Annotated in this window: 22 protein-coding genes; 11 read left to right on the top strand and 11 right to left on the bottom strand. The window is 73.6% G+C overall.

Annotated features, from left to right (window positions below):
* The 7 genes from ACWEGE_RS43560 to ACWEGE_RS43530 form a co-directional block, all read right to left on the bottom strand.
* The coding region (locus ACWEGE_RS43560; protein WP_449666386.1) for a transposase at positions 1 to 233 on the bottom strand (233 nt) is incomplete at its 3' end.
* 275 nt (positions 234 to 508) lie between these two features.
* Complete coding sequence (locus ACWEGE_RS43555) at positions 509 to 2,101, bottom strand: phytoene desaturase family protein (protein WP_449666384.1); 1,593 nt, start codon at positions 2,099 to 2,101, stop codon at positions 509 to 511.
* Between the two features lie 18 nt (positions 2,102 to 2,119).
* Entirely contained in the window at positions 2,120 to 3,193 is a 1,074-nt protein-coding gene (locus ACWEGE_RS43550) for an NAD-dependent epimerase/dehydratase family protein (RefSeq protein ID WP_449666383.1), read from the bottom strand.
* A 76-nt stretch (positions 3,194 to 3,269) separates the two neighbouring features.
* The gene (locus ACWEGE_RS43545; RefSeq protein WP_449666382.1) at positions 3,270 to 5,294 is read right to left on the bottom strand and encodes a CocE/NonD family hydrolase; all 2,025 of its coding nucleotides are present in this window, start codon (positions 5,292 to 5,294) and stop codon (positions 3,270 to 3,272) included.
* 22 nt (positions 5,295 to 5,316) lie between these two features.
* Positions 5,317 to 6,501, bottom strand: a complete 1,185-nt coding sequence (locus ACWEGE_RS43540; protein WP_449666381.1) for a zinc-dependent alcohol dehydrogenase — start codon at positions 6,499 to 6,501, stop codon at positions 5,317 to 5,319.
* A 63-nt stretch (positions 6,502 to 6,564) separates the two neighbouring features.
* Positions 6,565 to 7,560: an anion permease gene (locus ACWEGE_RS43535; protein WP_449666380.1), complete on the bottom strand. Its 996-nt coding sequence runs from the start codon at positions 7,558 to 7,560 to the stop codon at positions 6,565 to 6,567.
* Complete coding sequence (locus ACWEGE_RS43530; RefSeq protein WP_449666379.1) at positions 7,561 to 8,175, bottom strand: DUF47 domain-containing protein; 615 nt, start codon at positions 8,173 to 8,175, stop codon at positions 7,561 to 7,563.
* A gap of 88 nt (positions 8,176 to 8,263) precedes the next feature.
* On the opposite strand from ACWEGE_RS43530, the gene ACWEGE_RS43525 reads away from it, so the two are divergent.
* The gene (locus ACWEGE_RS43525) at positions 8,264 to 9,205 is read left to right on the top strand and encodes a glycosyltransferase (RefSeq protein ID WP_449666378.1); all 942 of its coding nucleotides are present in this window, start codon (positions 8,264 to 8,266) and stop codon (positions 9,203 to 9,205) included.
* Between the two features lie 23 nt (positions 9,206 to 9,228).
* Positions 9,229 to 10,437, top strand: a complete 1,209-nt coding sequence (locus ACWEGE_RS43520) for a glycosyltransferase family 4 protein (protein ID WP_449666377.1) — start codon at positions 9,229 to 9,231, stop codon at positions 10,435 to 10,437.
* Positions 10,438 to 10,490: 53 nt separating this feature from the next.
* Here ACWEGE_RS43520 and ACWEGE_RS43515 read toward each other — a convergent pair whose 3' ends face one another.
* The 3 genes from ACWEGE_RS43515 to ACWEGE_RS43505 are packed head-to-tail and all read right to left on the bottom strand — an operon-like array spanning position 10,491 to position 13,089.
* Positions 10,491 to 11,381: a glycosyltransferase family 2 protein gene (locus ACWEGE_RS43515; protein WP_449666376.1), complete on the bottom strand. Its 891-nt coding sequence runs from the start codon at positions 11,379 to 11,381 to the stop codon at positions 10,491 to 10,493.
* Complete coding sequence (locus ACWEGE_RS43510) at positions 11,360 to 12,226, bottom strand: glycosyltransferase family 2 protein (protein WP_449666375.1); 867 nt, start codon at positions 12,224 to 12,226, stop codon at positions 11,360 to 11,362. The genes ACWEGE_RS43515 and ACWEGE_RS43510 overlap by 22 nt, the downstream gene beginning before the upstream one ends.
* Positions 12,223 to 13,089 carry a polysaccharide pyruvyl transferase family protein gene (locus ACWEGE_RS43505; protein WP_449666374.1) on the bottom strand — a complete coding sequence of 289 codons (867 nt, stop codon included), beginning with the start codon at positions 13,087 to 13,089 and terminating at the stop codon, positions 12,223 to 12,225. Before ACWEGE_RS43505 ends, ACWEGE_RS43510 begins: the two co-directional genes overlap by 4 nt.
* An 87-nt stretch (positions 13,090 to 13,176) precedes the next feature.
* On the opposite strand from ACWEGE_RS43505, the gene ACWEGE_RS43500 reads away from it, so the two are divergent.
* The 9 genes from ACWEGE_RS43500 (at position 13,177) to ACWEGE_RS43460 (ending at position 21,680) form a co-directional block, all read left to right on the top strand.
* The gene (locus ACWEGE_RS43500; RefSeq protein WP_449666373.1) at positions 13,177 to 14,127 is read left to right on the top strand and encodes a UDP-glucuronic acid decarboxylase family protein; all 951 of its coding nucleotides are present in this window, start codon (positions 13,177 to 13,179) and stop codon (positions 14,125 to 14,127) included.
* Positions 14,128 to 14,239: 112 nt separating this feature from the next.
* A complete protein-coding gene (locus ACWEGE_RS43495; RefSeq protein WP_449666372.1) occupies positions 14,240 to 15,913 on the top strand; it encodes a carbamoyltransferase family protein in 1,674 nt (557 codons plus the stop codon).
* Positions 15,913 to 16,473, top strand: a complete 561-nt coding sequence (locus ACWEGE_RS43490) for a D-sedoheptulose-7-phosphate isomerase (RefSeq protein WP_449666385.1) — start codon at positions 15,913 to 15,915, stop codon at positions 16,471 to 16,473. Before ACWEGE_RS43495 ends, ACWEGE_RS43490 begins: the two co-directional genes overlap by 1 nt.
* Positions 16,470 to 17,837, top strand: coding sequence for a PfkB family carbohydrate kinase (locus tag ACWEGE_RS43485; protein WP_449666371.1), 1,368 nt, complete (start codon positions 16,470 to 16,472; stop codon positions 17,835 to 17,837). The genes ACWEGE_RS43490 and ACWEGE_RS43485 overlap by 4 nt, the downstream gene beginning before the upstream one ends.
* Positions 17,838 to 17,871: 34 nt before the next feature.
* Entirely contained in the window at positions 17,872 to 18,558 is a 687-nt protein-coding gene (locus ACWEGE_RS43480) for an SDR family oxidoreductase (protein ID WP_449666370.1), read from the top strand.
* Complete coding sequence (locus tag ACWEGE_RS43475; protein WP_449666369.1) at positions 18,549 to 19,499, top strand: glycosyltransferase family 9 protein; 951 nt, start codon at positions 18,549 to 18,551, stop codon at positions 19,497 to 19,499. Before ACWEGE_RS43480 ends, ACWEGE_RS43475 begins: the two co-directional genes overlap by 10 nt.
* Positions 19,492 to 20,802 (top strand): UDP-glucose dehydrogenase family protein, encoded by a 1,311-nt coding sequence (locus ACWEGE_RS43470; protein ID WP_449666368.1) that lies wholly within the window; start codon positions 19,492 to 19,494, stop codon positions 20,800 to 20,802. Before ACWEGE_RS43475 ends, ACWEGE_RS43470 begins: the two co-directional genes overlap by 8 nt.
* Positions 20,799 to 21,404, top strand: coding sequence for a flavodoxin family protein (locus ACWEGE_RS43465; protein ID WP_449666367.1), 606 nt, complete (start codon positions 20,799 to 20,801; stop codon positions 21,402 to 21,404). The genes ACWEGE_RS43470 and ACWEGE_RS43465 overlap by 4 nt, the downstream gene beginning before the upstream one ends.
* 96 nt (positions 21,405 to 21,500) lie before the next feature.
* Positions 21,501 to 21,680 (top strand): hypothetical protein, encoded by a 180-nt coding sequence (locus ACWEGE_RS43460; protein ID WP_449666366.1) that lies wholly within the window; start codon positions 21,501 to 21,503, stop codon positions 21,678 to 21,680.
* A 3-nt stretch (positions 21,681 to 21,683) separates the two neighbouring features.
* On the opposite strand, the gene ACWEGE_RS43455 is transcribed toward ACWEGE_RS43460, so the two are convergent.
* Positions 21,684 to 22,811, bottom strand: a complete 1,128-nt coding sequence (locus ACWEGE_RS43455) for an FUSC family protein (RefSeq protein WP_449666365.1) — start codon at positions 22,809 to 22,811, stop codon at positions 21,684 to 21,686.
* Positions 22,812 to 22,882: the final 71 nt, after the last annotated feature.

Raw genomic sequence — 22,882 nt, 5'->3', positions numbered from 1 at the left:
TTCTGCAGCTCAGCGACCTGTTTGCGCAACCGCGTCACCTCGTCGGTCACCGCCGGATCCTCCACCGGCGGCCCGGCCTCGGCGGCCTGCTTGGCCACGTTCACCCACGACCGCAGCGTCTCATGGTTGACCCCGAGTTCGCGGGCGATCTGCCGCAACGGCCGATCACTCGAGTTCACCAACTCGACCGCATCACGACGGAACTGCTCCGGATACTTCGACCTGCGAGACACCAAGACATCCTCCCTCCAGACCACCGTCTGGAATCAAGGTGTCCGGCCCCACGGGGCAACTCCACGTCCCGAAGGGTCAGCCTGCGCACCAGAACGGCCGACATGCGTACGTGGAGGGTCAACTCGCGCACCGGAACGGACGACACGCGTACCCGGAAGGCCGACTCGCGCACCGGAACGGACGACACGCGTACCCGGAAGGCTGACACGCGTATCCGAAGGGCCGACACGTGTGGCCGGAGGGGCGGCGCGGTGTGGGCGAGGGGAAGCGAGCCTTAGCTGTAGATCGCGCGGTGGGCCGCGCGGATCGCCGCCGCATAGCCGGCGCCCAGGCGGCCCGAGCGGGCCAGGGCCGCGCGGGCCGCGTTCGAACCCGGGCCGCCGTGGACCGCTCCGCCCGGGTGGGCCGATGCTCCCGCCAGGAACAACCTGTCCACCGGGGTGTCCGCGCGGCCCGTGCTGGGCACCGGGCGGAAGAACAGCTGCTGGTGGATCGCCGTCGTGCCGCCGTTGACCGCGCCGCCCACCAGGCCCGGGTTGTGGCCCTGCAGCTCCACCGGTCCTTGGCAGTACCGGGCCTTGATCAGGCTGGTGAACCCCGGCGCGTGCGTCTCGATCGTCTCCTCGATCCGCTTCGCCCGCCGCTCCAGGGCGGCCCGGTTCTCCATCGTGCCGCGCGGCACGTGCGTGTACGCCCACGCGGCTTCCGTTCCGGCCGGCGAACGCGTCGGGTCGGTCGTGGTCATCTGGCCCAGCAGCAGGAACGGCCGGCGCGGCGTCCGCCCCCTCGCGAGCTCGCCGCCGAACGCGGACAGCCCGTCGAGGTCCGCTCCGAGGTGGATCGTGCCCGCGCCGCGGGCCCCTTCGGCCGTCCACGGGATCGGGCCGGACAGCGCCCAGTCCACCTTCACCGTCGCGCTGTCCCACTCGAACTTGCCGAGGTCGTCGACCATCCGGGACGGCAGCCACTCCTCCCCCACCAGGTCGCGGTACAGCACCGGCGCCGGCACGTCGGCGAGCACCGCCCTGCGCGCCCGGACCGGGTCGCCGGCCGCGTCCCGCACGCCCAGCGCCCGGCCGCCGCCGACGAGCACCGAACGCACCGGACGTCCACAGTGGACGACTCCGCCGCGGGACTCCAGCCGCCGGACGAGCGCCGCGGCCAGTTCGCCCGCGCCGCCTTCGGGGGCCGGGAACCCCTCATCCTGCCCGATCATGGCGAGCAGCCAGCCGAAGACCGCGCTGGCCGCGTTGTCCACGGAAAGGTCGCTGTGCGCGGAGTTCCCCGCCACCAGCAGCTTCGCGCCTTCGCCGTCGAACAGCTCGTCGCCGAACCGGCGCGCGGGCAGCGTCAGCATGCGCGCCAGCCGCAGGGCGTCGCCCGTGCCGGTGCGGCGCAGCAGCTTGAGCGCCGGGCGGACCGGCGGGAACGGCGTGAACAACGCGTCGAGCAGCGGCTCGCGGATCTCCTGCCACTGCGCGAACAGCCGCCGCCAGGCCTCGCCGTCGCCCGGGGCGAACTCCTCCGCCGACGCCGCCGTGCGGTCGAGGTCCCGGGACAGCACCGCACACCGGTCGTCGGGCAGCACGTGCGCCAGGACGTCGGGCGCGTGCCGCCAGCGCAGGCCGTGCTCTTCCAGGTGCAGGCCCCGGATCACCGGCGACACCGCGCTCATCGGGTAGAAGGCGCTGAAGAGGTCGTTGCGGAAGCCCGGCTCGGTGACCTCCGCGGTGCGGACCGCCCCGCCGACGTGCTCGGTCGCTTCCAGCACGAGCACGGACCAGCCCGCGTCGGCCAGGAGGTTGGCCGCCACCAGGCCGTTGTGCCCGGCGCCGATCACCACCGCGTCGGCGGCTTCCGTACTCACTGCGGCCTCCCGGCTGCCTCAGTCCTGCGATTGGTGGCTCGGCCCGACCCGCGTGAGCGAGCGGAGCCGGGCCAGTACCCCGTCGCGGCGCGGCGGGGCCAGGGGCGGGCTCGCCGCTCCCGCGCCCGACCGGAGCCCGGCGACGAGGTCGGCGAGCGCGGCCGCGGCGTCATATCGAGGTTGCCAGCCCAGCGCGGTCTCCGCCAGCGCCGTGTCGGCGAGCGCGGCGCGGTCGGCCAGCTCGAGCCAGCCGGGGTGCACCGGCAGCACCCCGCCCAGCCAGGCCGCCCGTGTCGCGAGCCGCACCACCGGCTTCGGCACCGGAAGGCGCGTCCCGCCGAGGACACCGGCCAGCGCGTCGGCGTCGAGCACCTCCGGCGCGGCGAGGTTGACCGCCCCGGAGAAGCCCTGGTCGAGGATCAGCCGGAGCGCTTCGGCGACGTCGGTGGTGTGCACGATCTGCGCGCGCAGGTCCGTCCACAGCGGAACCGGCAACCACCGCCCGCCGACGAGGTGGGCGGGCACCGCCGGGCCGAGCAGCCAGCGCGCGAACTCCCCCGCCGCGCTCCGGTGCAGGATCGCGCACGGCCGGATCCGCGCCACGCGGACCGGCGGGTACTTCTCTTCGAACCGGTCCAGCAGGGTTTCCAGCGCCGCCTTGCCCCGGCTGTAGGCGCTGCCCTCGATGCCGTCGCACGGCCAGTCCTCGGTCACCTTCGCCCAGCGGGGCGCCGGCCCGTAGGCCGCCACGGACGACGCGACGACCACGTGCGGCACGCGCGCGGCCACGGCCGCGGCCAGCACGTTCCGAGTGCCGTGGTCGTTGGTGCGCCACATCGGCGGGTCGCCGCGCACGGGCGAGATCGCCCACGCCAGGTGCACGACTGCGTCCGCCCCCGCGAACACCGCCGCCAGTTCCTCTTCCGCGCCGGGAAGGCCGACGTCGGCGGCCCGCCAGCCCGCCCGGCGGTACGGCTCGACGGTCGTGTCCGGCAGGCGCCGCGCGAGCCCGACCACGTCGTGGCCGGGCTCGAGCGCGGTCAGCAGGGCCGTTCCGACGTTCCCGGTGGCTCCGGTGATCACTATCCGCACGCGAAAGGCGTACCCGGTGTCGCGAATGTGAAACTCCGTGACAACCGGGGCTCCGCCACCCGGACCCCCGAAAGACTCAGACCAGGTCCCGCGGAATCCGCCGGTGCCAGTTCCGGGAGACGATCCGCCGCGCCCCGTCGTACCCGTCGAGCTGCGCGTCGATCACGAACTCGGTGTCGGTGCAGGACACGCGGGTGCGGGTCTCGCTGCGCGCCACCCACTCGCCGCGGGCGAAGGTGACGTCCCACGCGGTTTCGGCCACCGGCGAGCAGAAGTCGTCGGCGACCCAGCTGTACCGCTCGCGGACGTCCCGGGTGACCTCCAGGTCCAGGTCGTCGAACCGGACGGTGCCCGCGTCCTTCACGATGTCCAGCGCCGACTGGTAGTCGACGAGGTCCCGCGAAACGGTCCAGCGCTGCTCCCCCGGCGTCAGCGCGGTCACCGCCATCGGCGGCGCGCCTTCGGGTTCGCCGAACGGCCGGGCCGGCAGTTCGTCCGGCTCGGCGACCGGGCGCACCGGCAGCTCGAGCCCGCTGTGTCCGGTGTGGACACTCAGCAGCACCGGGGTCGGCGGCGGCCAGGCCAGCGGCCAGTACGACGTCGACAGCGAAAGCCGGATCCGGTGCCCGGCCGGGAAGGCCTGCGCCACGGCGTTCAGCTCGATCTCGACTGCGCACCGCTGCCCCGGCTCCATCGGTGCCGGCTCGTCGTGGCCGTCGCGGTGGGTCAGGTTCAGCAGCCCGTAGGTCACGCGGGTGGCCCGCCCGTCCGGCGCGACGTCCGAGATCCGCGCCGCGATCATCGCGACCGGCTGATCGGCCGAAACCTCCAGCCGGACCTTCGGGGAGCCGAGGATCTCGCAGCGCTCGGTGAGCACGTCGGTGTCGAAGACCAGCGACCCGCCGTCCTCTTCGCGCTGGTCGTAGGGCAGGTCCGGCGGGGCGCTGTAGGACGCCCACTTCCCGGAGAACTGCCCGACCGACAGCGGCGACGACACGGTCAGGGCCTCATCGGCGACGTCTTCGCCGGGCCGCGCGAGGCGGTGCCGGGCCAGCGGCAGCACCTGCGGCTCGACGTGCGGCGAGGGCCAGGTGGCCTCCCCGACCCAGCGGCCGGGCCGGTCTTCGTAGGACGTCGACGGCGGCACGCTCTCCTGCATCCACGTGCGCAGCATCGGCCCGTCCATGGCGCCGTTCTCCTCGCCGCGCAGCCAGTGGTCCCACCACCGCACGACCTCCTGGAGGTAGCCGATCGCCGGGCCGGGCTCGCCGAGGTGCGGGTACTTGTGCGACCACGGCCCGATCAGCCCGCGCCGGGGGACGTCGAGGTGGGCCAGCAGCCGGATCACGGCGTTGGAGTAGCCGTCGGCCCAGCCGCTGGAGGCCAGCACCGGCACCTGGACGTCGGAATAGTTCTCCGACACCGACGCGTGCCGCCAGTAGTCGTCGCGGCGCTGGTGGCCGAGCCAGTTCTCGATCCACAGGCTGCAGTTGTCCAGCCGTTCCAGCCACATCTCGCGCCACCGCTCGCCGGCCACCGCCGGGTCGGGCGGCAGCGTGGCGTAGGCGAACATCGTGCCGGACTCGGCGACGTTGTCCGAGAGCAGGCAGCCGCCCATGTAGTGCATGTCGTCGGCGAAGCGGTCGTCGGTGAACGACGAGATCACGATCGCGCGCAGGCTCGGCGGTTTCCGCGCGGCGACCTGCAACGCGGCGAACGCACCCCAGGAGATGCCCATCATCCCGGTGTCGCCGGTGCACCACGGCTGCGCCGCGATCCACTCGAGGACCTCCTCGGCGTCGAGCTGCTCGCGTTCGAGGTACTCGTCGGCCAGGACGCCATCGGACTCGCCGGTGCCGCGGATGTCCACGCGCACGCAGGCGTACCCGTGCCCGGCGAGGTACGGGTGGTGGATGGAGTCGCGGGGCGCGGTGAGGTCCCGCTTGCGGTAGGGGATGTATTCGAGGATCGCCGGCACCGGCTCGGTGTCCGACGAGACCGGCCGCCAGACGCGGGCGGACAGCACGATCCCGTCGGACACCGGGATCCGGACGTGGTCTTCCTCGGTGGTTTCGTACGGCAGCGAGGTGACGGCTCGCAAGAGTCAGTTCCCTCCCAAGGGGTTACGGCTGCAGCAGGATCTTCTGGGCGCCGTCCAGCTTCTTCTGGAAGATCTCGTACGCGCGGGGCGCGTCCTCCAGCGGCAGCTTGTGCGTGGCGAAGCCTTCGACGCCGAGCGGGTCGCCGTCACCGGTGAGCACCGGCATGAGGTCGTCGAGCCAGTGCCGGACGTTGGCCTGGCCCATCCGCAGCTGCACCTGCTTGTCGAACAGCTCCATCATCGGGATCGGGTCGACCATCCCGCCGTAGACGCCGGACAGCGAGATCGTGCCGCCGCGGCGGACGCTGTCGATGGCGGCGTAGAGCACGCTGAGCCGGTCGACGCCGGCCTTCTCGGTGATCTTCTCGCCCAGCGGCTGCGGCAGCAGCCCGACGAGCGTGTGCGCGAGCTTGCCGACCGGGGCGCCGTGCGCCTCCATGCCGACCGCGTCGATCACCGAGTCCGCGCCGCGCCCGTTGGTCAGCTGGCGGATCGCTTCGCCGATTTCCTTGTGGTCCCGCGTGTCCAGCGCGGTGGCGCCGTGTTCGCGGGCCCTGGCGAGGCGCTCGGGCACCAGGTCGACGCCGATCACCTGGCCCGCCCCGCGGTGCCGGGCGATCCGGCAGCTCATCTGCCCGATCGGGCCGAGGCCGAAGACCACGACCGTGCCGCCGTCCGGCACGTTCGCGTACTCGACGGCCTGCCAGGCGGTCGGGACGACGTCGGAGAGGTAGACGAACCGCTCGTCCGGCGGCCCGTCCGGGACCTTGATCGGCCCGTAGTGGGCCTGCGGCACCCGCAGGTACTCGGCCTGCCCGCCGGGGACCTGGCCGTAGAGCTTCGTGTAGCCCAGCAGCGCCGCGCCCTTGCCCTGCTCCCGGACCTGGGTGGTCTCGCACTGCGACTGCAGGCCGCGCTCGCACATCCAGCAGTGGCCGCAGGAGATGTTGAACGGGATCACCACCCGGTCGCCCGGCTTGATGTGCGTGACCTCCGGGCCGACCTCTTCGACCACGCCCATCGGCTCGTGGCCGAGGATGTCGCCCTCGGTCATGAACGCGCCCAGCACCTCGTACAGGTGCAGGTCCGAGCCGCAGATCCCGGTCGAGGTGATCCGCACGACCGCGTCCGTGGCTTCTTCGATCTTCGGGTCCGGTACCTCCTCGACGCGGACGTCGCGTTTGCCGTGCCAGGTCACTGCCTTCATGGCTCTCCCTTTCCGCGGACGGGGGTCTCCGCCCCGGCTTCCCGGGAGGGCCGGAAGCCAAACTCAGGTGAACAGGTCGGCCACCAGGTAGACGGCGGCGGCCACGGCCGCGGCGGCCGGGAAGGTCAGCACCCAGCCGAGCACGATGTCACGCGCGATCCCCCACCGCACCGCCGAGAGCCGCCGGGTCGCGCCGACGCCCATGATCGCCGCCGTGATGACGTGCGTGGTCGAGATCGGCGCCTTCACCGCGAACGCCGTCACGTACAACACCGACGACGCCACCGATTCCGCGACGAACCCGTGCGGCGGGTCGAGCGGGAACACCCGCCTGCCGAGGGTCCGCATGATCCGCAGGCCACCCGAATAGGTGCCCAGCGACAAGGCCCCGGCACAGGCCAGCGTCACCCACAGCGGCACCGAAAACGTCGTCTGCTCGCCCGCCGCCACCAGCGCCAGCACGATCACGCCCATGCCCTTCTGGGCGTCCTGCAGGCCGTGGCCGAGTGCCAGCGCCGACGCGGAGACGATCTGGAACCGGCGGAACACCCGGCCGCTGCGGTGCGGGTTCGCCCGCCGCAGCAGCCACAGCGCGCCTACCATCGCGAGGTAGCCCAGCACCAGCCCGAGCAGCGGGGACGCCACCATCGGGATCAGCACCTTCTCGCCGATCCCCGACCAGTGCACGGTGCTCGCGGCGGCCAGCGCCGCGCCGACCATGCCCCCGATCAGCGAATGCGAAGACGACGACGGGAGCCCGAAGTACCAGGTGATCAGGTTCCAGGTGATGGCCCCGGCGAGCGCGGCGAACACCACGGTGAGCGCGTCCGGTCCCACCGGGACGTCGATGATCCCCTTGGCCACCGTCGCGGCGATGCCGGTGGACAGCAGCGCGCCCGCCAGGTTCATCACCGCCGCCAGCACGAGGGCCGCGCGCAGGGTCAACGCCCGGGTCGACACCGCGCTGGCGATGGCGTTGGCCGCGTCGTGGAACCCGTTCGTGTAGTCGAAGACGAGCGTCAGCACGATCACGGTGACCAGGGCGGCGGTCCCCGTCACTCAGGACTCCTTGACCGCGATGGTCTGCACCACGTCGGCCAGGTGCTCGAACGCGTCGGCGGCCAGCTCGAACTGCTCGACGACCTCCTTGGTCTTCAGCACCTCGAGGGCGTCGCCGCCCGGCTCGAACAGGTGGGCCAGGATCCGCCGGTAGACGCGGTCGGCCTCGTTCTCGAGCTCGTTGATCTCGATCCAGAACGGCTCGAGGTCGCCCACCTTGGCCAGGCCGGGCATCGACGACGCGGTCAGCTCGGCGGCCCGGCAGAGCACCCGCATCAGCACGTCGGTGCCCGGGGGGAAGGTGCCGATGCGGTAGAGCACGGCGAGGTCGGCCGCGGTGTCCATGAAGTCCAGCACGTCGTCGATCTTGGCGGCGAGGGCCTGGATGTCTTCGCGGTCGAACGGCGTCACGAACGAGCTGTTGAGCTCCACCATGATCGTGTGGGTCAGCTCGTCGCCCTCGTGCTCGACCTCGTGCAAGCGTTTCGCGATCGGTTCCCGGTCGGCCGGGTCGGCGGCCACGAGGTCCCTGAGCAGGGCGGTCGCGGTGACGAGGTTCTTCGCCGCTTCGGCGAGGAGGTCGAAGAACCGGGTGCCCCGTGGGGTGAAGCGCATGGATGTCCCTTCGTCGCGCACGCCCGTCGGAGCCGGGTACCCCGAACGGGCGCACGTTTAACAGCCGATCTCCGGGAAACCAGGAGTCATGACCGATCCCGGATCCCGGCGCCTGAGAGTACTGCTCTGGCACGTGCACGGCTCGTGGACCGACGCTTTCGTCCGCGGCCGCCACGACTACCTCCTGCCCGTGTCACCCGACGGTGCGCCGTGGGGCCTCGGCAAGGCGGGGCGTGACTGGCCGTCGGTGACCGAGATTCCGCTGGACCGGCTGGCCGAGGCCGAGCCCGACGTCGTCGTCCTGCAACGCCCGGAGGAGCTCGAGTTCGCCGCGCGCCTGGGCGTGCCGGCCGTCTACGTGGAACACAACGCGCCCCGGCCGTACGCCGCGTCCAGCGAACACCCGCTCGCCGGCCGGCCGGACATCACCGTCGCGCACGTGACCCACTTCAACGCGGCGATGTGGGACTGCGGCCGCGCGCCGGTCACCGTCGTGCCGCACGGCATCCCCGATCCGGGCCCGCGCTACACCGGCGAGCTCGCCGCCGGCGTGTCGATGATCAACGAGCCGGTCCGCCGGGAGCGCGTCACCGGTGCCGACCTGCTGGGCACGCTCGCCGAGGCCGCCCCGGTCGACGTCTTCGGCATGGGGACCGAAGAGCTCGGCGAGCCGCTGCGCGGCCTGGGCGACGTCCCGGCGCCGAAGCTGCACGACGAGATCGCCCGCCGCCGCGTCTACCTGCACACCGCCCGGTGGACGTCGCTGGGACTGTCCCTTTTGGAGGCGATGCACCTGGCGATGCCGGTCGTCGTCTTCGCCGCCACCGAGGCGGTCGAGGCGGTGCCGGATGACGCGGGCGTGCTCTCCACCGACGTCTCCGTGCTGGCGCGGGGGTTCCGCGAGCTGCTGAACGAGCCCGACTTCGCGGCGCTCGCGGGCAAGAACGCCCGTGAACACGCCCTGAAGCACTACGGGCTGGACGCCTTCCTGACCGCTTGGGACCACCTCCTCGCCGAGACGGCCCGTTGAACCTCGAAGGGAACGCCTCACCGATGAAGATCGCGATGGTGTCCGAGCACGCCAATCCCCTCGCCGCGCTGGGCGAAGCCGACGCCGGTGGCCAGAACGTGCACGTCGCCGAGCTGTCGGCGGCGCTGACGCGCGCCGGGCACGACGTCACCGTCTACACGCGCCGGGAAAGCCGCGACGAGCCGCCGGAAGTCCGGACACCGCAGGGCTACCGCGTCGTGCACGTGCCGGCCGGGCCGCCCCGCAGGGAGCCGAAGGACCACCTCCTGCCCTACATGGGCGAGTTCGGCAGCTTCCTGCGGGACCGGTGGGCGCTCGATCGGCCGGACGTGGCGCACGCGCACTTCTGGATGTCCGGGCTGGCGACCTCACTGGCGGCGAGCGCGACCGGGACGCCGGTGGCCCAGACCTTCCACGCACTGGGCGTGGTCAAGAAGCGCTACCAGGGCGACAAGGACACCAGCCCGGCCGACCGGATCCGGCTGGAGCGGATCATCGGACGGCAGGCCGGGCGGGTGATCGCCACCTGCTCCGACGAGGTCTTCGAGCTCTCCCGCCTCGGCGTGCCGCGGTCGCGGATCTCCATCGTGCCCTGCGGCGTCGACCTCGGCCGGTTCTCCCCCGACGGGCCGATCGCCCGCCGCCGGCTGCCGCACCGGCTGGTCACCGTCGGCCGGCTGGTCCCGCGCAAGGGGTTCGACATCGCGATCACGGCGCTGGCCCAGCTGCCGGACACCGAGCTCGTCGTCGCGGGCGGCCCGGAGCGCGGCCGGCTCTCCCAGGACGCCGAGGCCGGCCGGCTGCGGCAGCTGGCCGAGAAGCTGGGCGTCGGCGATCGCGTCCGCTGGCCCGGCCAGGTGTCGCGGGAGGACATGCCGGCGCTGCTGCGCTCGGCCGACGCCGTGGTGTGCACGCCGTGGTACGAGCCGTTCGGGATCGTGCCGCTGGAGGCGATGGCCTGCGGCGTCCCGGTGGTGGCGGCCGCGGTGGGCGGCCTGACCGACACGGTCGTCGACGGCGTCACGGGGCTGCTGGTCCGCCCGCGCCAGCCGAAGGAACTCGCCTCCCGCGTCCGCCGGCTGATCGACGACCCGGCGCTGTGCCACGCCTACGGCACCGCGGGCCACGACCGCGCGGTCGCCCGGTATTCGTGGGACCGCGTCGCCGCCGACACGCTGCGCGCGTACCACAAGCTGGTCCCCCAGACCGCCGCAACCGCCGAGGCCCGCTGACCCCTCGTGAGTGGTAAGGCGGGTTCTAACCCGCCTTACCACTCACGACCGCGTCAGCCCACGTACCGGCGGGCCTTCGACTCCCGCTGCGGGGCTTCCAGCAGGCGCAGGCCGTGCTCGACGTGCTGCGGGACCACCCGGCGGTTCCGCAGCACCCACGGCAGGCCGCGGGCCACGTCCAGCAGGGCCGCCGCGGTGGCGGCGTCGCGCGGGGCGGTGCGCAGGACGTCACGGCCGCGGCGGAAGACCGCCGGCCAGGGGCGGCGCAGCAGGAGCGTCCACATCGTGTTGCGGATGCCCAGGCGGCGGCGGTGGCGCGGGTCGCGCAGCTTCGAGGGCGCGTGGTGGATCACGACGTCCTCGGCCCAGCACATCCACCACCCGCGCGCCGCGAGGTCCAGTGCGAACAGCTCCTCCTCGCCGCCGAGCCACATCCGGGTCGAGAAGCCGCCGACCTCGCGGAACGCGCTGACCCGCACCGCCGTCAGGCCCGCCATGACGCCGAGCAGCGCCGGTCCCGGCAGCCAGTCCGGCCCCGGCACCGGCGACTCGCGCAGCTCCGGCGTGATCGGGTCCTCGGCCAGGCCGGGTTCGACCAGGCAGCGTCCGGTCACCGAGCCGAGGCCGGGATGCGCGTCCAGCAGGTCGGCGGCCCGGGTGAGCGCGCCCGGCTGCCACGTCGTGTCGTCGTCGCAGAAGGCCACGTACGGCGTCGTCACCTCTTCGACCGCGATGTTGCGCGCGACCGCACCGAGGTTCTCCGCCAGCCGGAACAGCCGGACGCCGGGGAACTCGCGGGCGACCATGTCGGCCGTGCCGTCCGCGGAGCCGTTGTCCGCGACGAAGATCGGCGCCGCGTCCGACGTGGACGTCATGTGCGCCAACGTCTCGCGCAGCTGCGAGCGGCGGTTGCAGGTGATGATCACGACCGAGATTCGCGCCATTCGGCGGTCCTTTCCAGAGTCCGGGCCTGGTGTTCGACGTGGGCGGGCAGGACGCGCCGGGAGCTCAGCGCCCGCGGCAGGCGCGGGACCGCGCCGAGAACGGCACCGGGCGCCCGCACCAGCGTCCGCGCGACTTCGCGCCGGCACACCCGCGGTGGCCGGCGCAGGACCGCGATGAGCAGCCGGTTGCGCAGTTCCGCCCGCCGCCGCCACGACGACGGCGGCCGGGACAGGGACGGGTGGTGGTGGGCTCGCAGGCGCCCGACGTAGCAGACCTCCCAGCCGCGCGCGGCCAGGTCGTAGGCCAGCAGCTGTTCCTCCGCGCCGAAGTGCAGCAGCGGGCTGAACCCGCCCACCTGCAGGTACGCCGTGCGGCGCACGATCGCCGAGCAGGCCAGGAAGCCGAGCACCAGCGGCCCGGGCGCGCCGTCCGGTCGGCCCAGCGGGCTGCGCTCCATTTCGGGCGTCACCGGGTCGTCCCGGCATTCCGGGCCGACGAGGGTGCGCGCGGCGAGCAAGCCGGTCCGCGGGTGCTCGTCGAAGATCCGTTCCGCCTCGGCCAGCGCGCCCGGTGCCCACCACGAGTCGTCGTCGCTGAAGGCGACGTACGGCGTGTCTGCCGCGAGGACGCCGAGCGTGCGCGCGGCGGCACCGAGGTTCTGCGGCAGCCGGATCACCCGCACGTTCGCGTACCGCCGCGCGACCTCGGCGGTGTCGTCCCCGGAGGCGTTGTCCAGCACGACGACCGGCGGCTTCGGGTCCAAAGAGGACAGCCGGGTCAGGGTGCGCGCCAGCTCGGCGGCGCGGTCGCGGGTGGCGATGACGACGGTCGTGCGCGCGCTCACCGCGCACCCACCAGCGCTTCGACCAGCCCGGCCAGGGTGGGCACCGGCGGATCGGCCGTGGCCTCCGGCGACCGGCACCACTCCAGCCGGGAGTCCAGCACCGCGGGATCCCCGGCGTCCTCGGCCGCGACGACCGGCCAGCCCAGGGCTTTCCCCTGTGCGGTCACCTTGCCGCCGCCGGCCACCGGGTCGACGGCGAGCACCGGCACCCCGGCCTTCAGCCCGAGAACCAGACCGTGCAGCCGGGTCGTCACCACGACGTCCATTTTGGACAGCGCGGCGACGAACTGGTCCGGGGTGGCGCACCGCTGCCAGTCCCGGTGCGCCAGCCGGGTGTCGAGCGGGACGCGGGCGCAGTCGAGACCGGCGAGCCACCCGGTCAGGGCCGCGTGCACCTCGTCGTGCCGCCCCGCGCCGCCGTACTCGGGCTGGTGCGGCGCGAGGACGACGCCGAGCACCGGTGCCGGCGAGACGGACGCGGCCAGGGAGAGGTCCGGAGTGGCCCCGCCGTCACGCGGGACCGTGTCACGCGGGAGGACCCGGTGGAACCCGGTCACCGCCGGGTCTTCCGGGTCGACCACGCTCACCCCGACCGCGATCCGGCGGCAGGCGGCGTACCGCTCGTGCAGGGAACGCACCTGCGGCCCGTGGACCGGGCCGCAGGCGAACACCAGGTGGGTGAACTCGGCGGGTGGCGCGTCGGCCAGGTGCAGGGCGCCGGGCCGGAAGCCCGGGCTCCACGCGACCCGGTGGTCGATCCCCGCCGCCGCCAGCGCCGTCTCGGCCGCGCGCAGGCTCAGGACGTCACCCGCCGTGGCTTCTCCGTGCAGAAAACTGGCCCAACCGGTGAGCAGAACTCGCATGGTTCGGCGCTTACCCGCTCGCCACCTCCTTACACGGGTTTGCGGCCACCGGGTCCGGGTAGCCGCCACGGCATGACGGATCCGGGAGTGACCAGGCGGTTCGAGCGTGCGGTGGTGACCGGGGGTGCCGGCTTCGTCGGCGCGCACCTGTGCGAGCTGCTGCTCGAAGAGGACATCGAAGTCGTCGCCGTCGACAACCTCGCGACGTCCTCGGCGGACGCCCTCGACGACCTGCGCCGCCACGACCGGTTCCGGTTCGTGCGCCACGACGTCACCCAGCCGATGCCGCTGAACTGCGCGACCGACGTCGTGTTCCACCTGGCTTCGGCCGCCTCGCCCCGCGACTACCTGGCCCTGCCGATCGAGACGCTGCGCGCGGGTTCCCACGGCACCGAGAACGCGCTCGAACTGGCCCGCCGCACCGGTGCCCGGTTCGTGCTCGCCTCCACCAGCGAGGTCTACGGCGACCCCCTGGAACACCCGCAGCGCGAACGGTACTGGGGCAACGTCAACCCGATCGGGCCGCGCAGCGTCTACGACGAAGCCAAGCGCTACGCCGAAGCGCTGACGTCGGCCTACCGCCGCGAATTCGGCGTCGACACGGCGATCGCGCGGATCTTCAACACCTACGGCCCCGGGATGCGCGCCCACGACGGCCGGATGATCCCCGCCTTCCTGGACCAGGCGCTCAAGGAAGAGCCGATCACCGTCACCGGCACCGGCGAACAGACCCGGTCCATCTGCTACGTCGAGGACACCGTCCGCGGCCTGCTCGCGCTCGCGCGGTCGGGCCACCCCGGACCGGTGAACATCGGCAACCCGGACGAGCTGACCGTCCGTCAGGTGGCCGAGCGGATCAAGGACATCACCGGCTCCGGCTCCCCCATCGAAAACGTCGACGCGGTCGTCGACGACCCGCAGCGCCGCTGCCCCGACATCGCCCTCGCCCGCGACGTCCTGGGCTGGGAGCCGAAGGTCGACGCCGACGACGGTCTCCGCCGCACCGCCGCGTGGTTCCGGCGAGCGCCGTTGCCGTGAGTAGCGACGCCCAGGGCTTTTGCGCGCCATCGTTTATCAACGACTTCGCCGGGTAGCGCTATAGGCGAGAGCGGGCCCTGCGAGTCCGCACCGAAACGCCAGAGGCAGGTCGATGCGCATACTCGGGATCAACGCCGTTTTCCACGACCCGGCCGCAGCGCTGGTGGTGGACGGGGAGATCGTCGCCGCGGCGGAGGAAGAACGCTTCAGCCGGCGCAAGCACGGCAAGCAGGCGGTGCCGTTCTCCACCTGGGAACAGCCCGTCCAGGCCGCCGCCTGGTGCCTGGCACAAGCCGGCCTGTCCGCGAAGGACCTCGACGCCGTCGGATACTCCTACGACCCCGCGCTGGTCGAGCCCGGCCTGCCCGGGCACGACCCGAGCGGCGAGGAGCTGCGGACGGAGTTCGCCAAGCGGGCACCCCTGTTCCTGAAGTCCGCTTTGCCCGGACTGGACCCGGACATCGTCAAGTTCGTCCGGCACCACGTCGCGCACGCCGCGTCGGCCGCGCTCGCCGCGCCGTTCGGCGACTGCGCCGTGCTGGTGGCCGACGGCCGCGGCGAGAGCACGTCCTACCTGGCCGGGGAATACCGCGACGGGCGGTTCAAGGAACTGGCGGCGCAGAAACTGCCGCATTCACTCGGCCTGCTCTACGAAGACCTCACCGAGCACTGCGGCTTCGCGCGGTCCAGCGACGAGTACAAGGTCATGGCGCTCGCTTCCTACGGCACGCCGGAGTTCCTCGACGAACTCTGCGAGCACGTGCACGTCACCGGCGACGGCGGCTTCCACGCCGCCGGCGTCGACCTGGCTTCGCTGGCCCCGCGCCGCGAAGCCGGCGAAGAGCTGACCCGGCGGCACGCCGATCTCGCGGCGAGTGTCCAGAAAGTCCTCGAGGACGTCCTCCTCGAACTGACCGACTGGCTGCACGAGGCCACCGGCCAGCGCGACCTGGCGCTGGCGGGCGGGATCGCGCTCAACTGCGTGGCCAACACCCGCCTGCACGCCGAGAGCCCGTTCGACCGGATCTGGGTGCAGCCCGCCGCCGGGGACGCGGGAACCGCGCTCGGCGCCGCGCTGCAGCTGGCCGCCGAAGCCGGGGAACCCCGCACGTCCATGGGAGACGCCGGTTTGGGCCGGGCGTGGACGGACGAGGAGCTCGAAGAAATCCTGATCAAGGCCAAGCTGCCCTACGAACGGCCGGACGACCTCGCCGAAACCGTGGCCGAAGCGCTCGCGAACGACGAAGTGATCGCCTGGTTCCAGGGCCGCGCCGAATTCGGGCCGCGGGCGCTGGGCCACCGGTCGCTGCTGGCCCACCCGGGCCGCAAGGCCAACCTCGAGCGGCTCAACGACGTCAAGGGCCGCGAGCAGTTCCGCCCGGTCGCCCCGATGGTGCGGGCCGAGCGGGCCGCCGGGATCTTCACCCGCGGCCCGCTGCCCAGCCCGTACATGCTCTTCGTGCACGACGTCGCCGAAGACTGGCGCGAGCGCATCCCCGCCGTCACGCACGTCGACGGCACGGCCCGCGTGCAGACCGTCGAGGAGCGCGAAAACCCGGTGCTGGCCCGGATGCTGGCCGCCTTCGAGCGCCGGACCGGCCTGCCCGTCGTGATCAACACCAGCCTCAATACCGCGGGCCGCCCGATGGTCGACTCGCCCCGCGACGCCCTCGAATGCTTCGGCTCCGCCCCGATCGACCTGCTCGCGCTGGGGCCGTTCGTGCTCCGGCGTCCCCGATCCACTCGAACCGGCGCGGCGTCGCCGGAGAAGAAGGAGGTGCCGTGATGGAAGACCATCTCGCCGCGTTGGCCGAAGCCGCCGAGCGGACCCGCGAATCCGCCCCCAAGATAACCGCGTGGGGCCGGCACCTCGCCGGCGTGTTCGAAGCCGGCGGCCGGCTGCTCGCCTGCGGCAACGGCGGCAGCGCCGCCGAGGCCCAGCACCTGACCGGCGAGCTCGTCGGCCGGTTCCGCCACGAACGGCAGCCGCTTTCGGCCATCGCGCTGCACGCGGACACCTCCGCGACCACGGCCATCGTCAACGACTACGGCGACCACGAGGTCTTCGCCCGCCAGGTGCGTGCGCACGGGCGGCCGGGTGACGTGCTTGTCTGCCTGTCCACCAGCGGTACCAGCCAGAACGTCGTCGCCGCGGCGAAGGCCGCGCACGAACTCGGCGTCACGACGTGGGCGCTGACCGGCCCCGCCCCCAACCCGCTCGCCGCCCTGTGCGACGACGCCGTGACGGTCGAAGCGCCGACCGTCGCCACCGTCCAGGAGATGCACCTGGCGCTGGTCCACGGCCTCTGCGCGGCCCTCGACGACGCGCTCGGGGTGACCGCGTGAAGCCGCTGGTCGTCCTGGGCGACACGCTGCTGGACGTCGACGCCGAAGGCACCGCCGAGCGGCTGTGCCCGGAGGCGCCGGTGCCGGTGGTCGACCTGACGGCCCGGCGCCGCCGCCCGGGCGGGGCCGGCCTGGCCGCGTTGCTGGCCGCCCGGTCCGCGGCCGAGGTCGTCCTGGTCACGCCGCTCGGCGACGACGAAGGCGGCCACGCGCTCACCGGGCTGCTGGAACCGGACGTCACCGTGCTGCCGCTGCCGCTGCGCGGCACGACGGTGTGCAAGACCCGTGTCCGCGCGGGCGGGCAGTCGTTGCTGCGCCTCGATTCCGGCGACGGCACGGCGACCGCCGATCCGCTGCCCGACCGGGTGCGCGAAGTCCTCGAAGACGCCGGCGCGATCCTGGTGGCCGACTACGGCCGCGGGCTGACCCGCAATCCCGACGTCCGCCGCCTCCTGCGCGAGGTGGCCGAGCGGATCCCGGTCGTGTGGGACCCGCACCCGCGCGGGGCGCAGCCGGTGCCCGGCACGCGGCTGGTCACGCCGAACCTCGCCGAGGCCCGCGCGGTGCTGGCCGGGCACGAGGAACCGGCCGAGCTCGCCAAGCTGCTGCGCGGCCACTGGCACGCCGACGCGATCGCGGTGACCGTCGGATCCCACGGCGCGGTGCTCTCCGACGGCCTCGGCGAAACGACCGTCCCGATCCCCGCCGCGGCCAGGACGCCGGGCCACACCGCGCCGGACACCTGCGGCGCGGGCGACCGGTTCGCCGCCGCGGCGACCGCGGCCCTGCTCGGCGGCGCGGACACGACCGAAGCCGTGGTGACGGCGGTCGAGGCGGCCGCCCGGTTCGTCGCCGACGGCGGCGCCACGGCGTTGTCCACGAACGACGGCCCGGTACCCGACCCGCAGCCGGCGACCGACGCCTTCGGCCTCGCCGAACGGATCCGCGAAACCGGTGGCCGGCTGATCGCCACCGGCGGCTGCTTCGACCTGCTGCACCCCGGGCACGTCAGCCTGCTGCGGCAGGCCCGCGCCCTCGGCGACGCGCTCGTCGTCTGCCTCAACTCCGACGCTTCGGTCCGGGGCCTCAAGGGACCCGGCCGTCCGCTGGTCCGCGACCGCGACCGGGCCCGGCTGCTCACCGCTTTGTCCTTCGTGGACGCCGTGGCCGTCTTCGACGAGCCCTCCCCCACCGCCGTCCTGGAGAAGCTGCGCCCGGACGTGTGGGTGAAGGGCGGCGACTACGCGGACGCGGACCTGCCCGAACGCGCGGTGGTCGAACGGCACGGCGGCGAGGTCGTGCTCGTCCCGACCGTGCCCGGCTACTCGACCTCCCGGCTGGTCGCCGCGGCGGCCGGTGCCTGACCCTGCCTGACCCCTCCGACCTCGAAGGAGCGCGATGCGACCCCTCGGCAACGTCCTGATCACCGGTGGCGCGTCCGGCCTCGGCGCCGCCACCGTCGACGCCGTCCGCAAGGCCGGCGGTACCCCCTACGTCCTCGACCGCGTCCGGCCCGAGGACCCGGCCGAGTACGTCGAAGCCGACCTGACCGACACGGCCGCCACCGAGGCCGCGGTGCGGGAGCTCGCCGAACGCGCGGGCGGCCTGGACGGCGTCTTCACCGCCGCCGGCACCGACGCCTGCGGACCGCTGTCCACTGTGTCCACAGAGGACTGGGAGCGGGTGGTCAAGGTGAACCTGTTCGGCACGGCCGCGGTGATCCGCGCCGCGCTCCCCTACCTGGAACGCTCGCACGGCACGGTCGTCACCGTGGCGTCCACCCTGGGCATCAAGGCGGTGAGCGACGCGACCGCCTACTGCGCCTCGAAGTTCGGCGTCGTCGGCTTCACCCGCGCGCTCGCCGCCGAGCTCGCCGGGCGGGTCGGCGTCACCCTGCTCGTGCCCGGCGGGATGTGGACGCACTTCTTCGACGACCGCACCGACCAGTACAAGCCGCCGCCGGACGCGAAGCTCAACCAGCCCGAGCACGTCGCGAACACCGTCGTCTTCGCGCTGCAGCAGCCGCCCGGCGCCGAAGTCCGCGAGATGGTCGTGTGCGCGTCCGAGGAGGGGTCGTGGCCGTGAGCGCCGCGGTCCTCGTGCTGCGCGCGCTCGGCGTCGGGGACCTGCTGACGGCGGTCCCCGCGCTGCGCGCCCTGCGTGCGGCCTACCCCGGCGACCGGCTGGTGCTGGCCGCGCCGGAGCAGCTGCGCGACCTGGTGGAGCTGATCGACGCGGTCGACGAACTGCTCCCGACACCCCGGCTCGGCGAGCTCGCCTGGCCGGGCTCCCCGCCGCGGCTCGCGGTCAACCTGCACGGCAGCGGCCCGGAGAGCCTCCACGACCTGCTGGCCGCCGACCCCGCCGAGCTGCTGACCCACCGGCACCCCGACTTCCCCGACGTCCCGGGCCTCGACTGGCGTGACGACGTGCACGAGGTGGACCGCTGGTGCCGGCTCGTGGAGTACCACCACCTGGAAGCGGACCGCTCCGCCCTGCACCTGCCCGTTCCGCCGGGCCCGAGCCCGGCGCCGGACGCCGTCGTGGTGCACCCGGGTGCGGCCTTCCCGGCCCGGCGCTGGCCGCCGGAGCGGTTCGCGACCGTCGTCCGGGACCTCGCCGCCGACGGGCACCGCGTGGTGCTCACCGGCAGCGCCGCCGAACGCGACCTCGCGATCTCGATCGCCGAGGCGGCCGGGCTCGGTGACGACGCCGTGCTGGCCGGGCGCACGGACCTGGCGGAACTGGCCGCGCTGGTGGCCGGCGCGGCGCTGGTCGTCTGCGGCGACACCGGCGTCGGGCACCTCGCCACGGCGTTCGGCACGCCGTCGGTGCTGCTGTTCGGCCCGACCCCGCCGCGGCTGTGGGGCCCGCCGCCGTCCGCGCGGCAGCACGTCGTGCTCTGGGCGGGCAACGTCGGCGATCCGCACGGCGAGGAGCCGGACGGCGGGTTGCTGCTGCTCGGCGAGGAACGCGTGCTGGCCGCGACGCGCTCGGCGCTGGAAATGCGGGTGGCCCATGGCTGAGCACGTCGGGATCGTCGGCGCGGGCTACGTCGGCCTGACCAGTGCCGCCTGCTTCGCCCGGCTCGGGCACCGCGTCACCTGCGTGGACGCCGACGAGTCCAAAGTGGACGAGCTGGGCCGGGGCGAGGTGTCCATCGCCGAGCCCGGCCTGGCCGAGCTGGTCGGCCAGGGCCTTGCCGACCGGACGCTGAGCTTCACCACCGCCCAGGCCGAGCTCCACGGCGCGGACCTCGTCTTCCTGTGCTTGCCCACGCCGCCCGCCGAAGACGGCCGCCCCGACCTCGGCGTGCTCGAACACGTGGTGCCGCAGCTCGGGCGGCTGCTGCGGCCCGGCTGCGTGGTCGTCACCAAGTCGACGGTGCCGGTCGGCACCGCGGCGCGGCTGCCCCGCCTGCTGGGCCGGGACGACCTGCCGGTGGTGGCCAACCCGGAGTTCCTGCGCGAAGGGCACGCCGTCGAGGACTTCCTCCACCCGGACCGGGTGGTGGTCGGCACCGACCCGGCCGATTCGCCCGCGGCGCGGCGGGTCGCGGGGCTGTACGAGCCGACCGGCGCGCCGGTGGTGGCGATCGACTCGGCCAGCGCCGAACTCGCGAAGTACGCGAGCAACGCGTTCCTCGCCGTGAAACTGTCCTACGTGAACGTCCTCGCGGAACTGTGCGAGCGGTTCGGCGCCGACGTCCGCGAGGTCTCCCGCACGATGGGCCTCGACGCCCGGATCGGCCCCGAGTTCCTCGCCCCCGGCCCCGGCTGGGGCGGCTCGTGCCTGCCGAAGGACACTTCGGCCCTGCTGCACGCGGCCGAATCGGCGGACGTCGACTTCGGCATCCTGCGCGACGCGGTCCGCGTCAACGCCCGGCAGCGCGCCCGGGTGGTGCGGGCCGTGCGCCAGGCCGTGACCGGGTCGACGGCCGGGTCGCTCGCCGGCGCCCGCATCGGCCTGCTGGGCCTGGCCTTCAAGGCGGGCACCGGCGACCTGCGCGACTCCCCCGCGCTGGCCGTGGCCGATGACCTGGCCCGCGCGGGTGCCGAGCTGACCGCCCACGACCCGGCCGTCGCGTGCGTGCCCGGCGCGGCCGCGGTCCAGGTCGTCGACGACCCGTACCTGGTGGCCAAGGACGCCGCGGCGCTCGTCGTGCTCACCGAGTGGCCCGAGTTCCGCGACCTCGACTGGGCCCGGCTGGCCGCGTCCGCCGACCGGGCGGTCGTCGTCGACACCCGGAACCTGCTCGATCCCGACGTCCTCGCCGAGGCGGGGTTCGCCCACCTCGGCGTCGGCACCCATCCCAGGAGGCAGTCATGACCCTGCGCGTCCTCGCGCTGACCTGCACGCTCAAGCCGTCGCCCGCGAAGTCGACCAGCGACCTCATCGCGCGGCAGCTGCTCGACGGGTTCGCCGAACGCGGCGCCACCGGCGAGCTGGTCCGGGTGGTCGACCACGACGTGCGTCCCGGCGTCGAAGCCGACATGGGCAACGGGGACGAGTGGCCGGACATCCGGCGGAAGATCGCCGCCGCCGACATCCTGCTGATCGCCACCCCGACGTGGGTCGGCCACATGTCGAGCGTCGCGCAGCGGGTCCTGGAACGGCTCGACGCCGAGCTGTCCGAAACCGACGACGAAGGCCGGCCGGCGATGTTCGGCAAGGTCGGGGTGGCCGCGGTCGTCGGCAACGAGGACGGCGCCCACAAGATCATCGCGGACCTGTTCCAGGCCTTGAACGACGTCGGCTTCACGGTGCCGGCCCAGGGCGCGACCTACTGGAACGGCGAGGCCATGCAGGGCGGCGACTACCAGGACCTCGACGAGACGCCGGAGGCCGTGGCCTCGACGAACGCGACCCTGGTGCGCAACGCCGTCCACCTCGCCGAAGTGTTGCGAGAGCAGCAGTACCCGGCCAAATGACTACACCATTCGAGTGACATCACTGCGCCGGACGAGTGTGGCGTAGGACACGGGGGTAACCCACCGGGACCTTCGATCCTCTCAGGGGGCTTCACCATGCCGAACCGAGTCATGATCAGCCGCGACAGCAAGCCGATCCCCTGCGAGGAGTGCGGCCTGCCGGCGTTGCACGTCGCGCGGCTGGTGTCGGGCGACGGCACGCTGCTGGGTCAGACGATGGTGTGCACGGCCTGCCGACGGCACCGGTCCGAGGCGGACGCGATCGCCGTCCAGTAGTTCTCAGCGCTTTTCCAGCTGCTCCAGCAGGAGCCGGGCGGGCAGGGTCATCGTGCCGAGACCCAGCCGGGCCGGGACGCCGTCTTCCTCGGCGGTCACCAGCCGGTTCTCGAGCTTTTCGAGCAGGGCGCGGCAGTCGTCGAGTTCGACGGGCCGGCCGGCCACCGCCACCGCCTGCACGGCTCCGGCCAGGTGGTGCATGAGGTCGGCCAGCGCGTCGCGCGCGTCCGGCCACGGGTACTCGAACGGGTGCTCCCGCCCGCCCGCGATCGTCCGGACGGCGGCGAGCAGCTGCGACACCGCGGGCCAGAGCCCGATGAGCGCCCGCAGCGGACGTTCGTGGTGCGCCCCGGCCGAGGGCCGGCCGCGCCGGAGGTTCAGCATTCGCCCTTCGCGCGTCAGCCCGACGGCCTCCTCGGCGGCCAGCACCTGGCTGCGGATGTCGTGCGCCTGGGACAGCAGGCCGCCGAGGTCTTCGGGCGGCTCGTCCCGGCGGATCAGGTCGGACAGCGACTCGAGGAGCCCCGCGAGGGCTTTCCCGAGCCGCCCGGCGGCCGCGGCCAGCCGTTCCCCGTAGAGCGGCGGGAAGACGAGCGTGTTGACGGCGACGCCGATGGCCGCGCCGAGTGCGGTCTCGAGGAGGCGGTCGCCGAGCAGGACGGGTTCGCGCGCGGTGCCGTAGGAGACGACGAGCATGCCGGTGACGCCGACCCAGACCCCGGCGTCGCCGAACCGCCGCCAGCTCCCGGCGAGCAGGCCGAGGAAGACGACGGTGGCGAGCGCAACGGCCTGCCAGGGGATGAACTGGCCCGCGACGGCGGCGAGGACAACGCCGGAGGCGACCGAGCCGACCTGCTGCAGCCACCCGCGCAGCGACCGGTAGACGGTGGCCTCGACGAGGAAGACGGCGGCGTAGGGGGCGAGGAAGGGCTGCGGCAGGCGCAGGACGAGCGTGGCGAGCAACCAGGCGGCGGTGGCGGCGAGGGTGGCTTTGGCGCTCTGGACGAGGATGCGCCGCTCACGGCCGGGGACGCGCAGGGCACGAGCGACCCAGCCGATCGGGGTGCGGTCGTGTTCTTCGCCTTCGGGGGCGGCGAGGGAGCCGGCCCGGTTTCGCAGCGCGCCTGCCAACCGGCCTGCGGCCGATCGGGGACGCCGGTCTGCCGCGGAGGCGCCGCTCGGCGAGGAGCCGCTGTGCGGTC

Source organism: Amycolatopsis sp. NPDC004747, from assembly GCF_053601335.1.
The sequence above is the reverse complement of the archived record's forward strand: the minus strand, read 5'-3'. Positions and strand labels throughout refer to the sequence as shown.

Excerpts from the sequence above, each read along its gene's own strand:
- ACWEGE_RS43540 (WP_449666381.1), bottom strand. The coding sequence starts at position 6,501 with ATGAAGGCAGTGACCTGGCACGGCAAACGCGACGTCCGCGTCGAGGAG.
- ACWEGE_RS43530 (WP_449666379.1), bottom strand. The coding sequence starts at position 8,175 with ATGCGCTTCACCCCACGGGGCACCCGGTTCTTCGACCTCCTCGCCGAA.
- ACWEGE_RS43525 (WP_449666378.1), top strand. The coding sequence starts at position 8,264 with ATGACCGATCCCGGATCCCGGCGCCTGAGAGTACTGCTCTGGCACGTG.
- ACWEGE_RS43520 (WP_449666377.1), top strand. The coding sequence starts at position 9,229 with ATGAAGATCGCGATGGTGTCCGAGCACGCCAATCCCCTCGCCGCGCTG.
- ACWEGE_RS43515 (WP_449666376.1), bottom strand. The coding sequence starts at position 11,381 with ATGGCGCGAATCTCGGTCGTGATCATCACCTGCAACCGCCGCTCGCAG.
- ACWEGE_RS43505 (WP_449666374.1), bottom strand. The coding sequence starts at position 13,089 with ATGCGAGTTCTGCTCACCGGTTGGGCCAGTTTTCTGCACGGAGAAGCC.
- ACWEGE_RS43495 (WP_449666372.1), top strand. The coding sequence starts at position 14,240 with ATGCGCATACTCGGGATCAACGCCGTTTTCCACGACCCGGCCGCAGCG.
- ACWEGE_RS43490 (WP_449666385.1), top strand. The coding sequence starts at position 15,913 with ATGGAAGACCATCTCGCCGCGTTGGCCGAAGCCGCCGAGCGGACCCGC.
- ACWEGE_RS43480 (WP_449666370.1), top strand. The coding sequence starts at position 17,872 with ATGCGACCCCTCGGCAACGTCCTGATCACCGGTGGCGCGTCCGGCCTC.
- ACWEGE_RS43470 (WP_449666368.1), top strand. The coding sequence starts at position 19,492 with ATGGCTGAGCACGTCGGGATCGTCGGCGCGGGCTACGTCGGCCTGACC.
- ACWEGE_RS43465 (WP_449666367.1), top strand. The coding sequence starts at position 20,799 with ATGACCCTGCGCGTCCTCGCGCTGACCTGCACGCTCAAGCCGTCGCCC.
- ACWEGE_RS43460 (WP_449666366.1), top strand. The coding sequence starts at position 21,501 with ATGCCGAACCGAGTCATGATCAGCCGCGACAGCAAGCCGATCCCCTGC.